Below are 14,157 nucleotides of genomic sequence, written 5' to 3' on the forward strand. Positions count from 1 at the left end.
GAGGAAATCGTGAAGAAAACCCGCAAGAACCTCGTACGGGCCGGGATCGCTGCCCTGTTGTCCCTGGCCGGGGTTCTGCCCTTCGCCGTGCCCGCCTCGGCTGACGTCTCCACCGCCCGCAGGACTTTCTGCGACCTCGCCGGCCGTAGGGTCCACTTCACCTTCTGGATCTACAACGAGGACCCGCTGACCTGGCAGGTCTACCGGGTGGCCTGGAACACCGACTTCACACCGTCCCGCCTGGTGATCAGCTGGCGGGACAACCTCGGGAACACGCCCGTGATCAGGGCGTGGGGCGGATCGGCGAGCACCCTGCACGACGTGGCGAGGGCCGGAGACACCGGCAACAGCGGCGTGAGCTGGGAACAGAGCACCCACTCGGTGGCGAGCACCCAGGGCGTGCTGGCCGCCGTCTATCTGAATGACGGCACCAGGTGCGTCACCCCGCTGGTACGCGTCACGCGCTGACGCCTCAGCCGCGCGGGCGGACCAGGCCGTTGTCGTACGCGAAAATGACGGCCTGGATCCGGTCGCGGGCGCCGATCTTGGCCAGCACCCGGCCGACATGCTTCTTGACGGTCGACTCGGTCAAGGTGAAGCGTTCGGCGATCTCCGTGTTGGTGGCGCCGTGGCCGATGGCCTCCAGCACCTCACGCTCGCGTTCGCTCAGGGTGGCCAGCAGCGGGTCCTCGACCGGCAGCTGGGTGGGGTCCTGCAGGTAGGCGTCCATCAGCTTGCGGGTCAGGCTCGGGGCCACCACCGAGTCGCCGCCGGCCACCGCGCGGATGCCGGCGATCAGCTCCTCGGGGCGGGCGTCCTTGAGCAGGAAGCCGCTCGCCCCGGCCCGCAGCCCGGCGTAGACGTATTCGTCCAGGTCGAACGTGGTCAGGATGAGCACGTGGGTGCGCGAGCCGGCCGCGGTGATCCGGCGGGTGGCCTCGATGCCGTCCATGCCGGGCATGCGCACGTCCATGAGCACCACGTCGGGGCGGGTCTGGTCGGCCAGGCGTACGGCCTCGGCGCCGGCGGCGGCCTCGCCGACCACCACCATGCCGGGGGTGCCGTCGAGCAGCATCTTGAAGCCCATCCGCTGCAGAGGCTGGTCGTCGGCGATCAGGACGGTGGTCATGAGGGCTCCTTGAGGACTACGTCGACGAGCCAGCCGTTCTCGGCCGGGCCGGCGGTGACCACCCCGTCGTACATCGCGGCGCGTTCCCGCATGCCGACCAGACCGTGGTTCGCGGCGGCGGGCGTGCCGCGGCCGTTGTCGCGTACGCGCACCCGCACTTCGCCCTGGGTGGCGGCCAGCGTGACCTCGGCGACGGCACCGCGCCCGGCGTGCTTGAGGGTGTTGGTGAGCGCTTCCTGAACGATGCGATAGACCGCGAGCTGGACGCCCCGGCCCAGGGTGTGCAGCTCACCCGAGGTCGAGTAGGTGACCGGGAGGCCGGCCGCCCGTACGGTCGGCAGCAAGCGGTCGAGATCGTCGATGCCGGGCTGGGGAGTCAACTGGGGATCGCCGTTCTCGTCGCGGAGCACGCCCAGCACCCGCCGCAGCTCGGCCAGGGCCTGCCGGCCGGTCTCGCCGATCAGCTGGAGCGGCTCGGCGAGGCCGGTCGTCTCGTCCCGCGACCGGGCCAGGGCGGCCCCACCGTCGGCCAGGCCCACGATCACCGACACGTGGTGACCGACGATGTCGTGCATCTCGCGGGACACCCGGGCCCGCTCGTCGGCGACGGCGAGGCGGGCCCGCTGATCACGTTCGACCTCGAGCCGGGCGTTGCGGTCCTCCAGGGCCAGCAGGTACGCCCGGCGGGTGCGCACCGCGACGCCGGAGGCGACGGCCGCGACCGTGGTGCCGATCACCAGGAACAGGGTGAGGAGCCGGTTCTCGGTGACCGGGTTGATGACGTAGATCTCGGCGATCAGCACGCCCAGGGCGATCCCGGTGGCCCAGGCCAGCGCCCGCCACGAGCTGCGGGAGGCCACCCCGAACAGCAGCACCAGCAGGACCACCCCGGCGGTCACGCTGACGTCGAGCAGGGCCTGGATCGTCTCGATGACCGCGGCGACCAGGAAGGCCGGGAACGCGTGCTTCCGCCGCCAGTACACCGTGGGCAGGAAAGCCAGCGTCGCGATCGTGGCCGAGACCGGCTTGTCGATGATGTTGGGAATGCTGATGAGCACGATGGGGACAGCGACCAGGGTGTCCATCACCCACGGGCGGCGCCGGTCGAACGCGCGCACCCGCGCCTGCCGATCCACCAGCCATCCCTGAGTGCTCATCAGATCATCATCCCGTACGGCGGTCAGGCGTCGGTCTTCTTGAGCCGGTACGCCGCGACGGCGAGGGTCAGGACGACGTAGCCGGCGAAGACCGCGAGCCCGGTCCACGGGGCCAGCGTGCCCTCGCCCTGGGTCAGGGCCATCACGGCGCTGCCGGCGTTGCTGGGCAGGTACGGGTTGATCGCGTCGGAGATCGAATCCGGCAGCAGCGCGGCCAGCCCCGGCACGATCAGCAGCAGCCCGGCCAGGATCGCGATGGCCCCGGCGCTGGAGCGGACGAGCATGCCCAGCGCGACGCCGAGCACCGCGACCAGCCCCAGGTAGAGCCCGGCGCCGATCAGGGCGCGCAGCACCCCGTCGTCGCCGAGGGCGAGGCCGCTCACCTTGTCGTTGAGCACGGCCGAGCTCACCGCGAACGCGGCGAACGCGCCGGCGGTCATCACGACGACGGCGGCCAGCCCGGCCACCAGGCTCTTCGACCACAGCACGGGCAGCCGGCGCGGCACCGCGGCCAGCGTGGCCCGGATCATCCCGGTGGTGTATTCGCTCGCGCCCAGCAGCGCGCCGAGCACGCCGACGGTCAGGGCGGCCAGGGTGCTGCCGGACAGGGCCAGGTCGACCGCCGACAGGCTGTCGCCCGAGAACGAGGCCGAGGCGATCGCGCCGAACGCGATCAGCAGCAGGACCGAGATGCCGGTCGTGATCCAGGTCGAGCGGAGGGAGGAGAACTTGGTCCATTCGGCGGCGACGACGCCACCAGCAGTGATCTTCATCGGGCGGCCTCGTATTCGACAGCGTCGCGGGTCAGGTCCATGAACGCCTCTTCCAGCGAGGCGTTCTGCGGGGTGAGCTCGAACAGCGGGATGCCGCGGGTGGCCGCGGCCAGCCCGATCTCGCGGGCGGTGGCGCCGGTGACGAACAGCTCCTCGGCGCCGGTCGAGGTGACAGTGACACCGGCGCCGGTGATCACGTTGCGCAGCGCGTCGGGGGCGGCGGTGACGACCCGGACGCCCTCGGCGGTGACGAAGTCGGCCACGGTGGTGTCGGCCAGCAGCTTGCCCCGGCCGACGATGACCAGGTGGTCGGCGATCAGCGAGACCTCGCTCATCAGGTGCGACGAGAGCATCACGGTGCGGCCCTCGGCGGCCAGGCCGGCCAGCAGGTTGCGCACCCAGAGCACACCCTCCGGGTCGAGGCCGTTGACCGGCTCGTCGAGCATCACCACGGCCGGGTCGCCGAGCAGCGCGGCCGCGATGCCGAGCCGCTGGCCCATGCCGAGGGAGAAGGCGCCGACCCGCTTGTGGGCGACGGCGCCCAGGCCGGCCAGGCCCAGCACCTCGTCGACGCGGGAACGGGAGATGCCGTGCGTGCGGGCCATCGCGAGCAGGTGGCTGACGGCGGTGCGGCCCGGGTGCACGGCCTTGGCCTCGAGCAGCACGCCGATCTCGTGCAGCGGGGCCTTCGCGGAGGCGTACGGCTTGCCGTTGACCAGCACGTCGCCGGAGTTGGGGGCGTCGAGCCCGACGATCATGCGCATGGTGGTCGACTTGCCGGCGCCGTTGGGCCCGAGGAAGCCGGTCACCTGACCGGGCTTCGCGGTGAACGACAGGTGGTCGACGACCGTATTCGCGCCGTACCGCTTGGTTACTTCGCGTACCTGAATCATGGTCTCAACGCTAGGATTCCGCGCCGCCAAGATCGTGGTACCACGGGCGGCACTTCGCGGCGGCCAGTGGTACCCAGGTATACCGGGCGGGCTCAATCGATGGTAGGCGTGGTCATCGCTTCCTGGCGGCGAGCACCGTCCACACCGCGTCGACGACGATGACGATGGTCCAGATGCGGCCGGCGCCGTAGAGGAAGGATGGGCCCTGGCCTTCGTCGGTGTCGCGGTGGCCGGTCATCAGGTCGACGCTGCCGGTGGCCAGGTCGAGCAACCAGGATTGGTCGAGGATCAGCAGCAGGATCTGGGCGGCGGCGTAGAGGAGGGCGTGCTCGGCCAGTCGGCGGTAGGGCGATTTGGGCGGCGCGGGCGGTTCAGCGTCTGGGGGAGCGGGCGCCGGACCGGGGCCAGGGTCGGTCGCGGGGCCAGGATCAGGCGTGGGGACACGGTCAGGCGCAGGACCACGGTCTGGCGCGGGGACGGCGGGGCGGTCGGGCACGGCGACCGCGCGGATCGACCAGGGCACCAGGACTGCCCCCGAGAGGATCACCGCGGCTGACAGCAGGCACGCCAGCGTCCACGGCCCCGAGTCGTACAGGAAACCGGCGGCCACCGAGCCGAGCAGGCCGCCCAGCAGGACGGCGGCCTCGTACAGGCCCATGCCGCGGCCGACCAGGGCGCCCGAAGCCTCGGCGATCACGGCCCGCTGGATCGGGATCACCGCGGCCCACGCGACCCCGCTGAGCACCCACAGGGCGGCGATCACCCACGGGTTCGGGGCCCAGGCCAGGATCGCCGCGAAGACCGCCGACGACACCGAGGCCACGGCCAGCACCCGGGTCCGGCCGTGGCGCAGCACGAACCGGTGCAGGGAGGACGGCAGCAGGCCCATAGCGACGGCGCCGGGCAGGAACACGTACGCGATCTGCACGATCTCGAGGTCGAAGCGGTGCTGCAGGTGCAGCAGGAGCAGCAGTGCGACGGCGGACTCGGCGGCCATCGTGAGCAGCACGGCCAGCAGTATCGGGCGCAGCCGGCGCAACACGCTGCCGGGCAGCGGCGGGGCGGGCGGCACGGCGCGGGCGGGCGCGGTCAGCAGCAGCGCGGCCGCGACCACGCACGCCGCCGCGCAGCCCAGGAAGACGGCCCGATAGCCGGCCGCGCCCAGCACGCTCAGGCCGGCCACGAACGCGATCCACGAGCCGGTCTCCTCGGCCGCGGTCAAGCGCGGATAGACGGCGCTGTCCTCGGCGAGCCGCTCGCCCGCCATCGCGCGCACCGCGACCCAGAGCAGCGCCCCGCCGACCCCGCCCACGGCCGCCGCGGCGTACGCGATCCCGAGGTGTCCCGCCACGGCGTAACCGGCGCACGACAACGCATAGAGCAGGGCGCCCGTCGCGGCGACCCGGCGCCGGTCGTACGTGTCGGCCAGCCGGCCCGCGATCGGCCGCGCCACCACGGACACCGCCAGCTCGGCCGCCACCAGCAGCCCGACCTGCGTGGCGCTCGCCCCGAGCGCGGCGCCGGCCCACAGCGGCAGCAGGAAGTCGAGCAGCTCCCGCGGCCCGTTGGCGAACGCCGCGGACCACATCGTCCGCTCTTCACGCAGCTTGGCCTCCACCGCGGTGACGCTACGGGCGGCTCGGCCCGCCGTCGTCGGCCAAAGGATGTACGAGGCCGGATTCGCGGGCCACGATTGCGGCCTGGACGCGGCTGCGGACGCCGAGCTTGGTCAGGATGCGGCTGACGTGGGTCTTCGTGGTGGCGGCGGTCGTGCCCAGGGCGGCCGAGATCTCCTGGTTGGAGCGGCCCAGGCCGAGCTGGGTGAGCACCTCGCGTTCGCGGTCGGTGAGGTCGGCGAGGCCCGGTGGGGAGCTGGTGCGGCCGGCGAACGCGGTGATCACCCGGCGGGTCACCTCGGGCGCGATCAGGCCCTCGCCGCGGGCCACCGTGCGGACCGCGTCGATCAGCGTGTCAGCGTCGGTGTTCTTGAGCAGGAAACCGGCCGCGCCGGCGCGCAGGGCGCCGTAGACGTATTCGTCGTGGTCGAATGTGGTCAGCACCAGCACGTCGGCCAGCCCGGCCAGCTCGCGGGTCGCGGTGATGCCGTCCATCCGGGGCATCCGCACGTCCATCAGCACCACGTCGGGCCGCAGCTCGCGCGCCCGGGCCAGGGCCGCCACGCCGTCCGCGGCCTCACCGACCACCCGCAGGCCGGGCGCCGACTCGAGAATCAGGACCAGACCGGCCCGTACGGCTTCGTTGTCGTCCACCACCAGCACCGACGTCACGCGCTCGCCTCCCCGGCGGGCAGCCCCACCCGTACGCGGAAATCACCGTCGACGGCACCCGCGTCGAACGTGCCGCCCAGCAGCGACGCGCGTTCCCGCATGCCGATCAGGCCCGACCCCGAGCCGTCGGCCGGTTGCGCCGGGTTCGCGCCGACCGGGTTGCTGACGGTGAGCGAAAGATCGTCCGGACCGTACGCGATCTCCAGCGTCACCGCGTCACCGCCGTGCTTGACCGCGTTGGTCAGGCTCTCCTGCACGATCCGGTAGGCCGCCATGTCGACGGCGATCGGCAGCGGCCGCCGTACGCCGGTGGTCGTGACCCGCACGTCGAGCCCGGTCTGCCGGATCCGGTCGGCCAGCGCGGGCACCTCGTCCAGGCCGACCTCGATGCCGGGCAGGGCGGTCTCGTCGAGGCGCAGCACCCGGATCGACTCGCGCAGCTCGGCCAGCCCGCGTACGGCATGCTCGCGGATCACGGTGAGTGCCTTCTCCCGTACGGCCGGGTCGGTCGCGGCCAGGGCCCCGGTGGAGTGGATCGCCACCACGCTCAGGTGGTTGGCCACGACGTCGTGCAGTTCACGGGCCATCCGGGTCCGCTCGGCGGCCACGGCCTGCCGGTCGTCCAGCGCCGCCAGCCGGGCCACCTGCTCGGCGTGCCGGCGGTCGGCCGCGCTGCGATCGCGCCACTCCCGCACCGACATCCCGGTGGTCACCGGCACGATCAGGATCAGGGCGACCAGCACGCCGTTGACCGCGGCATCCTGCGCGCGGCCGTCGGCCAGGTGCAGCACCGTCACCGCCACGGTCAGCATCGCGCCGGCCCACAGCAACACCCGCGGCAGCCGGCGCGGACCGTGCACACCGGCGTCGTAGAGCACCTGCGTGTAGATCAGCACGGTGGCCAGCGACGGCCCGATCACCTGATCGGTCAGCAGGGCGGCGCTGCCGAGCAGGACGCCGGTGACCGGACGCGTGCGCACCAGGCCGGCCGCCACCGCGGCCACCACCGCCCCGGCGAACAGCCGCCACCGCAGCTCGGGAGGCCCGTCGTACGCCCCGAGCGTCAGCACCGCCGCCCCGCCGATCGACAACGCGACGATCAGCAGGTCACGCTGCAATCCTCGTCGTGTTGCTGGCTCCGGCACGCTTCCTGTTATAGCCGCCCGGCGGTCAGGCCGGAACCGGGGCCGGGCGTGGCTCCGCGGTCAGCCGGTCGATCTCGCGCCACATGGCCTCGTCCGACCAGTAGCCGGTGTGCCGGCGCAGGCCCGGCATGGGCTCCCCGGCGACGTAGAAGGCGGAGGCCGGATCGGGCAGCGAGACGTCGACCTCGGTGCGACCCACCGGCCCGCCGATGTAGTCCGACGCATACGAGAAATTACGCCATTCCCGTACGCGGTCCAGCAGTTCACGGTGGACGTAGGCCGGGAACGCCCAGCCGTACAGCTTCGTCAGGGGACACCCGAACGTGACCAGGGTCGGGGCGCCGGCCGGCTGCTGGACGAGGGCCAGCGTGGCGAGCACGCTGCCCTGGCTGTGCGAGACGAGAACGACCCGGTGGCCGCTGTCGTTGAGCCAGCGGATGCGGCGCTGCAGGTCAGGAACCGCGCGCTCGGCGTAGCAGGGCGGCGCGAACGGGTGGAACGAGCGCGGCCAGAAGGTGCCCACGTCCCAGAGCACGCCCAGCCAGCGGCGGGCGTCGCGGCGGCCCCAGCCCCACCTGAGCAGGGCCACTCCCGCGACCGGAATCAGTCCGGCCACCGTCACGGCCAGGTCGTCGGCGAACTTCAGGGGTGGGAGAGTCTTGCCTTTGACTTCGAGCGGGATCAGGACGAGGACCGCGGCGACGATCGGCATGAGACCGGCCAGCAGGTAACGGATGTCGGGGGCGAAGCCGGCCAGCTTCCGGCCCCGCGCGATCGAACGGACCCATTGCATCCTGCGGTCGCGCTCCCCGGCGCAGATGCCGTCGACCGGCAAGGCGTTGCAGCGCCAGGCGGCCCCGGGCGGCGGAGGGGCCGGGGCCGCAGCGTTGCGTCCGGCGAATTCGGCCCGGACGGTCCTCGTGGCCTGCTTGTTGGCCGCCCTGCCGTACCGGATCAGCTCGACCAGCAGGAACACGAAGACGACGGCGATCGGGGCCAGGATCAGCCAGGGAAGCTGATTGCGCAGTCCCGGCAAGACCGCATCGCGCGGCAGGTCGAGCGATTTCGCGATGGTCACCAGGGAGCCGAGGCCGGCGATGTTGATGCTCAGCACGCCGAGGGCGGCCACGGTCAGGGGCGCGGCCGGCCAGCGGCGGTTGGTTCGCGGGATCTTCGCGCCTGCCGCGCCGCGCCGGATCCCGGCCAGCCGGAGCAGGCTGATCGCGACCAGCACAGGCAGCCGTCCCATGACCAGAACGACGATGAGCCAGAACGTCCCGATCGCGGCCGTACGCATGTTTCCGACATGCAGATCAGCCCCCGGATCCGACTGCCAGGCGTGCATAGCGGAGGCGCAGACCAGCAGCGAGGCCACGACGACGAGTGGCCGGACGGCCCAGTCCCCAGCCGCCTCGAGGGCGAGCACCACGATCGAGAACCCGAGCAACACGCCGGCCGCGACCGCCAGTGCGCGCCCGAACGCCCCGTCGGACACCAGGGCCAGGACGAGGGCCAGCCAGGCCAGTCCCGCACCGACGTGCAGGAGACCCAACCGCCGTACGGTGTCCGCGCCGTTGAAGAACTGGGGATCGGCGACGCCGTCGGGCAGGCCCGCGGCACTGCCGGGATAGCCCTCGCGATCCGGGTCGACCGGGGTGACCTCCTCGTAGCGCTGCCGGGCCTGGCGCGACAACAGCCACAGCACGAGCAGAACCGCCGCGACGACGGCCGCACCGACCACCACGCGCGGGCCCGGCTGCAGGCGGCCGATCGGCCCCTCCTCGCTGCGCCCGCCGAACTGGAAGGCCCAGATGTCGATGGCGCCCAGCGCGGCGATCAGCAGCAGGTTGATCGTGATGCCGAGTGCGGCCAGCCGCCCGCACGCCCGGTGCGCCGCGAACGCCCACCGGTCCGCCCGGGTCCGGGCCGAGCAGGTCCAGCCGGCCAGGTTGGCCAGCATGAAGGGGAACAGCAGGACCCACAGCACCCGGGTGCTGCTGCGCGAGGTCATCCCGCCCCAGCAGTACGCCTCGACCCGGCGCCCCCGCTGCTCGGCGTCGGCGGCGTAGAACCCGGCGATCCGGTCGCCCCAGATCTGCCGGTGGGCCGTCGTCCCGAGCAGCGCGTCCGGCGCCGCCCCGCCCACCCCGTGCACCCGCAACTCGGTAATCCTGGACTCGCTCACAGTCTCTATGTCTACGAGTTGATCTGGTTCCTCCGTCCGTTTTAGTACTTTCTGTCCACTTTAAGGGACGTCCCGGGAACGTTTCGGGGTGGTGGCTCCACTGTGCTGCGTGGGCGGCGAGCGGACCATCGGTGGCATGTTCACCAACCGAGTCAGCCGCCGTACGCTGTTCGGCGGGACAGCAGGGATCGCCGGGGCCGTTCTTCTCCCGGCCCGGAAGAGCGTCAGCCGACGGGCTCGTCGCGCTGCGGCGCGAGCTGCACAGTTACCCCGAGGCCGGCGGGCAAGAGGTGCGGACCGCCGGTGTGGTGGCGGACCGGCTGCGGGCGGCCGGGCTCGACGTCGTCACCGGGGTGGGCGGGCACGGGGTCGTGGCCACGCTGAGCGGCGCGCGAGCGGGCCGGACGGTCGCCTATCGCGCCGACATGGATGCGGTGCCGCCGGACCAGCAGATCAACGGCGTCGCCGGGCCCGCGCACTTCTGCGGGCACGACCTGCACACGACGATCGGCGTGGGCGTCGCCGAGGCCCTGGCCCGGCGGCGCCGTGACCTGGCCGGCACGGTGGTGTTCCTCTTCCAGCCGGCCGAGGAATTGCTGGCCGGGGCGGCGGCCATGCTCGCGGCCGGTGTCCTCGAGAGCACCCGCCCGGCCGAGATCCACGCCCTGCACTGCGGGCCCTGGCCGGTCGGCAAGCTGATGGTGATGCCGGGCTCGGGGATGCCGGGGGAGGACCGCGGCGTGGTCACCTTTACCGGCGCCGACGCCATGGACCGGGCCCGCCGCCTGGTCACGCGGATCACGGCGCTGCGGACGGTGACCCGCCCGACCACGCCGGCCCAGCTCGGCCGGTTCGCCGCCGACCTGCAGAAACCCCACGGCCCGTACGAGCGGTTTCTCTTCATCAGCGCGAGCCTGGCCGCCGCGGACCGGCCCGAGGTGCGCATCTCGTCGCGCTGCTGGCCGGAGAGTCGCTGGCCGGAGGTGCGCGAGACGATCCGCCGGCTGGCCGGGCCGGGCGCCGTGACCTTCCCGTCGGCCGAACCCTGGCCGGCGCTGGTCACCCCGCACCGTGAGGCGCTCGAACTGCGGCGTTTCCTCGGTCCGGCCCGCGCCGGCACGATCCACGGCGGGATCCCGTTCGCCGCCGAGGACTTCAGCCTGTTCCTGCGGCGGCTGCCGGGCACGTACTCGTTCCTGGGCGTGCGCCGTCCGCGTCGCGGCGCCGAGACGGCCTATCCGCACTGGGGCACGTTCGACCCGGACGAGCGGGCGATCGGCGTCGGCGTCCGCGCGATGACCAGCTGGCTCGCCCGTCGTGCGAGTTGATGACCGGTGGAGAAAGGGCATTTTTCTGTTTCCGCACGAGGATCGCGGTGAGTGATCGACAAATGCCGCGCCGCCGGGGTTGAGCGCCACGAAAAGTAATCTTCAGTGGACCGAACATGAAGTGTGACTCACGTCTCACTCGACTAAGAGTGATCGCGCACTGACTATAGGTGAGTCTCATGTGATCAACGGGGATTCGGTCCACTGAGGAACAGGAAACTCCATGCGCCACTTCTCGGTCCTGCAACACCTGGCCGGGCAGCTGAACCCCCTGTGCCGCGTCCTCGATCTGGATCCGGCCACCCCTCTCGACCTGCTCGCCGGCCTGCTCGGGCCGCACGGCGCCCGCTCGCTCGCGGAGCCGCCGGCCTGGGCCTCGGGCATCGCCGACGATCACTCGCCGGTGGAGTTCTCGGTCGCGTTCAACGACACCGAGCCGCCGGCCCTGCGCATCCTGGCCGAGGCGCCGGGTCTCGTGCCGGGGATCAAAGCCAACACCCAGGCCGCGTACGCCTTCCTGGCCGCCAACGCCGCCCGCTTCGGTCTCGCCACGAGCCGGCTCGACGCGGTCGGCGAGCTCTTCACCGGTCACCTCGACAGCGAGGCCCCGTTCGCGCTGTGGTGCTCGCTGGTGTTCCGGCGCGACCGCGACCCCGAGTTCAAGGTCTATCTCAACCCGGAGGCGGCCGGTGTCGGCCGCGCCCCGGGGCTGGTCGAGGAGGCGCTCGGCCGGCTCGGGCTGGGCGATTCCTACCGGACGATGCTGGCCCGCTCGATCCGCCCCGGCGAGCTCGGCCGCCGCGACCGGCTGGCGTTCTTCGCCTTGGACCTGCATGACGGCCCGCAGGCCCGGGTCAAGCTGTACGTCAGCCACTACGACGCCGACGCGGCCGACGCCGCCCGGGCCGCCACCGTCGTCCCCGGGGCCGACCCGGACGAGGTCGCCGAGTTCTGCCTCGACGCCGCCGGACCGGGCCGCTACGACCGGCGGCCGCTGGTCGGCAGCTACACGCTCGTCGGCGGGGCCGATCAGCCGGCCGGCTACAGCCTCTACGTCCCGATCCGCGACTACGTCGACGACGACCGGGAGGCCCGGGACCGGGTCGCGGCCGTGCTCGACCGGCACGGGTTCAGCCCCGAACTGCTGCACCGCTGCGTCGCCGCCGTGTCGCGCCGCCCGCTCGGGGCCGGGGTCGGGCTGATCGCGCACGTGTCGCTGCGCCTCGGGCCGCCCCGGCCGGGCGTCACCGTTTATCTGTCCGCCGAGGCGTACGCGGTCACCCCGCCGCGCTCGGTCTGGGTCCCCGCCGCCTGATCTTCGAGGAGTCTCCGTGCCGCTGCCCCCGTACCGGATCAAGGTGGTCGAACCCATCCCGTTCCTCGGCCCCGAGGAGCGGGCCGCGGCCCTGCACGCCGCCGGCTACAACCCGTTCAACCTGCGGGCCGATCAGATCACCGTCGACCTGCTCTCCGACTCGGGCACCGGCGCCACGTCGGCCGCTCAGGAGGCGGCGGCCGCGCTCGGCGACGAGTCGTACGCGGGCGCCCGGTCCTGGTTCCGGTTCCGCGACGAACTGGCCGAGCTGACCGGCTATCCGCACCTGCTGCCGGTGCACCAGGGCCGGGCGGGCGAGCGGATCCTGTTCGGGGCGCTGCTGCGGCCGGGGCAGATCTGCGTCAGCAACACTCACTTCGACACTACGCACGCCAATGTGGAGCTGGCCGGCGCCGAGCCGCGCGACCTGCCCTGCCCCGAGGCGCTCGACCTGGACAGCCCGGACCCGTTCAAGGGCAACATCGACCTGACCGCCCTGGCCGAACTGCTGAGCGGGCCGGAGGGCGGGCGGGTCGGCCTGGTGCTGATGACGATCACCAACAACGGGCTGGGCGCCCAGCCGGTCTCGATGGCCAACCTGGAGGCGGCGCACGCGCTCTGCCGCGAGCACGGCGTGCCGTTCTTCCTCGACGCGGCCCGCTTCGCCGAGAACGCGTGGCTGGTGCGCGAGCGCGAACCCGGCTATCACGACTGGACGCCCCGCGCGATCGCCCGGCAGGCGTTCGACCTGGCCGACGGGTGTGTGATCAGCCTCAAGAAGGACGGCCTGTCGAACATCGGCGGGTGCCTGGGCCTGCGCGACGACGACCTGTACGCCCGCTGCGAGGCGAACCTCATCGCGACCGAGGGCTTCTCGACGTACGGGGGGCTCTCGGGTCGTGATCTGGAGCGGCTGGCCGTCGGGCTGCGCGAGGTCGTCGAGCCGGCCTATCTGGCGGCGAGGGCCGCCGCGACCGCCCGCTTGGCCCAGCTGATCAACGACGCCGGGGTCGACACCGTGCAGCCGGCCGGCATTCACGCGCTCTACCTCAACGCGGGCCGGCTGCTGCCGCACCTGACGCCGGCCGAGTTCCCCGGGCACTCCCTGGGTTGCCGGCTCTTCCTGGACGGCGGCATCCGCTGCGCCGAGCTGGGCTCGCTCTATCTGGGCACGATGGACGAGCGGCACCGGCTGGTCACCCCGGCGCCGTTCGAGCTGGTGCGGCTGGCCATCCCGCGCCGGGTCTACGGCCAGGAACACCTCGACCACGTGGCCGAGACGCTGGCCGCGATCGCCAAGGACCCGGAACGCGTCAGCGGCTACCGGATCGTCTCCACGCCGCCGATGCTGCGCCACTTCAAGGTGCGACTGGAACCGATCCGGCCCTGACCCGCAGCCGCGCCATCGCATGCCGGACCAGGGTGATGAGCGCGAGCTTGCTGGAATCCCGGTCCCGCGCGTCGCACCAGACCAGCGGGACCCGGGAGTCCAGCTCGAGCGCCGAGCGGATCTCGTCGTCGGTGTAGGCGCACTCGCCGAAGAACCGGTTGACCGCGGTGACGAACGGGATGCCGCGCCGCTCGAAGTAGTCGACTGCGGCGAAGCTGGACTCCAGCCGGCGCGTGTCGACCAGCACGATCGCGCCGACCGCGCCCTGGGCCAGCTCGTCCCACATGAACCAGAAGCGGTCCTGCCCCGGCGTGCCGAACAGGTAGAGCACCACGTCGGGGCTGATCGTGATGCGCCCGAAGTCCAGCGCCACGGTCGTGGTGGTCTTGCCCTCCACGCCCGTGGTGTCGTCCACCCCGATGCTGGCCTCGGTCAGGATCTCCTCGGTGGTCAGCGGCGGGATCTCGCTCACCGAGGCGACCAGCGTCGTCTTGCCGGTGCCGAAGCCGCCGGCCACGACGATCTTGACGGATGTACGGTCCACGTCGACCCCC

General features: G+C 72.4%; 13 protein-coding genes. 4 read left to right on the forward strand and 9 right to left on the reverse strand.

Features of this window, described 5'->3' with window-relative positions:
- The first annotated feature begins 9 nt into the window (after positions 1–9).
- Complete coding sequence (locus tag JKJ07_RS45745) at positions 10–468, forward strand: hypothetical protein (RefSeq protein WP_202998364.1); 459 nt, start codon at positions 10–12, stop codon at positions 466–468.
- Between the two features lie 4 nt (positions 469–472).
- On the opposite strand, the gene JKJ07_RS45750 is transcribed toward JKJ07_RS45745, so the two are convergent.
- The 8 genes from JKJ07_RS45750 to JKJ07_RS45785 form a co-directional block, all read right to left on the reverse strand.
- Positions 473–1,129 (reverse strand): response regulator, encoded by a 657-nt coding sequence (locus tag JKJ07_RS45750; RefSeq protein ID WP_202998365.1) that lies wholly within the window; start codon positions 1,127–1,129, stop codon positions 473–475.
- Positions 1,126–2,286: a sensor histidine kinase gene (locus tag JKJ07_RS45755; RefSeq protein WP_202998366.1), complete on the reverse strand. Its 1,161-nt coding sequence runs from the start codon at positions 2,284–2,286 to the stop codon at positions 1,126–1,128. The genes JKJ07_RS45750 and JKJ07_RS45755 overlap by 4 nt, the downstream gene beginning before the upstream one ends.
- Before the next feature lie 23 nt (positions 2,287–2,309).
- On the reverse strand, positions 2,310–3,059 hold the full coding sequence (locus JKJ07_RS45760) for an ABC transporter permease (RefSeq protein WP_202998367.1): 750 nt from the start codon (positions 3,057–3,059) through the stop codon (positions 2,310–2,312).
- A complete protein-coding gene (locus JKJ07_RS45765) occupies positions 3,056–3,952 on the reverse strand; it encodes an ABC transporter ATP-binding protein (RefSeq protein ID WP_202998368.1) in 897 nt (298 codons plus the stop codon). Before JKJ07_RS45765 ends, JKJ07_RS45760 begins: the two co-directional genes overlap by 4 nt.
- A 112-nt stretch (positions 3,953–4,064) precedes the next feature.
- The gene (locus tag JKJ07_RS45770; RefSeq protein ID WP_202998369.1) at positions 4,065–5,570 is read right to left on the reverse strand and encodes an MFS transporter; all 1,506 of its coding nucleotides are present in this window, start codon (positions 5,568–5,570) and stop codon (positions 4,065–4,067) included.
- 10 nt (positions 5,571–5,580) lie between these two features.
- Positions 5,581–6,240 (reverse strand): response regulator transcription factor, encoded by a 660-nt coding sequence (locus JKJ07_RS45775; RefSeq protein ID WP_202998370.1) that lies wholly within the window; start codon positions 6,238–6,240, stop codon positions 5,581–5,583.
- On the reverse strand, positions 6,237–7,385 hold the full coding sequence (locus tag JKJ07_RS45780) for a sensor histidine kinase (protein ID WP_307834787.1): 1,149 nt from the start codon (positions 7,383–7,385) through the stop codon (positions 6,237–6,239). Before JKJ07_RS45780 ends, JKJ07_RS45775 begins: the two co-directional genes overlap by 4 nt.
- A 25-nt stretch (positions 7,386–7,410) precedes the next feature.
- Positions 7,411–9,570: a hypothetical protein gene (locus tag JKJ07_RS45785; protein WP_202998371.1), complete on the reverse strand. Its 2,160-nt coding sequence runs from the start codon at positions 9,568–9,570 to the stop codon at positions 7,411–7,413.
- Between the two features lie 131 nt (positions 9,571–9,701).
- Here JKJ07_RS45785 and JKJ07_RS45790 point away from each other — a divergent pair, with 131 nt between their 5' ends.
- The 3 genes from JKJ07_RS45790 to JKJ07_RS45800 all read left to right on the forward strand — a co-directional run bounded on the left by JKJ07_RS45790 (position 9,702) and on the right by JKJ07_RS45800 (position 13,603).
- Positions 9,702–10,898 (forward strand): M20/M25/M40 family metallo-hydrolase, encoded by a 1,197-nt coding sequence (locus JKJ07_RS45790; RefSeq protein WP_202998372.1) that lies wholly within the window; start codon positions 9,702–9,704, stop codon positions 10,896–10,898.
- Positions 10,899–11,121: 223 nt separating this feature from the next.
- Entirely contained in the window at positions 11,122–12,213 is a 1,092-nt protein-coding gene (locus JKJ07_RS45795; RefSeq protein ID WP_202998373.1) for a tryptophan dimethylallyltransferase family protein, read from the forward strand.
- Between the two features lie 16 nt (positions 12,214–12,229).
- Positions 12,230–13,603, forward strand: coding sequence for a tryptophanase (locus JKJ07_RS45800; RefSeq protein ID WP_202998374.1), 1,374 nt, complete (start codon positions 12,230–12,232; stop codon positions 13,601–13,603).
- Here the strand turns inward: JKJ07_RS45800 and JKJ07_RS45805 are convergent.
- Complete coding sequence (locus JKJ07_RS45805) at positions 13,572–14,147, reverse strand: GTP-binding protein (protein WP_202998375.1); 576 nt, start codon at positions 14,145–14,147, stop codon at positions 13,572–13,574. The two genes, JKJ07_RS45800 and JKJ07_RS45805, sit on opposite strands and share 32 nt — an antisense overlap.
- Positions 14,148–14,157 lie beyond the last annotated feature (10 nt).

Origin of the sequence: Paractinoplanes lichenicola (genome assembly GCF_016785085.1) — a bacterium.
Classification (GTDB): Bacteria; Actinomycetota; Actinomycetes; order Mycobacteriales; family Micromonosporaceae; genus Actinoplanes; species Actinoplanes lichenicola.

Bases quoted from the DNA above. Each gene is read 5' to 3' on its own strand.
- JKJ07_RS45750 (WP_202998365.1), bottom strand. From the start codon at position 1,129: ATGACCACCGTCCTGATCGCCGACGACCAGCCTCTGCAGCGGATGGGC.
- JKJ07_RS45755 (WP_202998366.1), bottom strand. From the start codon at position 2,286: ATGAGCACTCAGGGATGGCTGGTGGATCGGCAGGCGCGGGTGCGCGCG.
- JKJ07_RS45760 (WP_202998367.1), bottom strand. From the start codon at position 3,059: ATGAAGATCACTGCTGGTGGCGTCGTCGCCGCCGAATGGACCAAGTTC.
- JKJ07_RS45765 (WP_202998368.1), bottom strand. From the start codon at position 3,952: ATGATTCAGGTACGCGAAGTAACCAAGCGGTACGGCGCGAATACGGTC.
- JKJ07_RS45795 (WP_202998373.1), top strand. From the start codon at position 11,122: ATGCGCCACTTCTCGGTCCTGCAACACCTGGCCGGGCAGCTGAACCCC.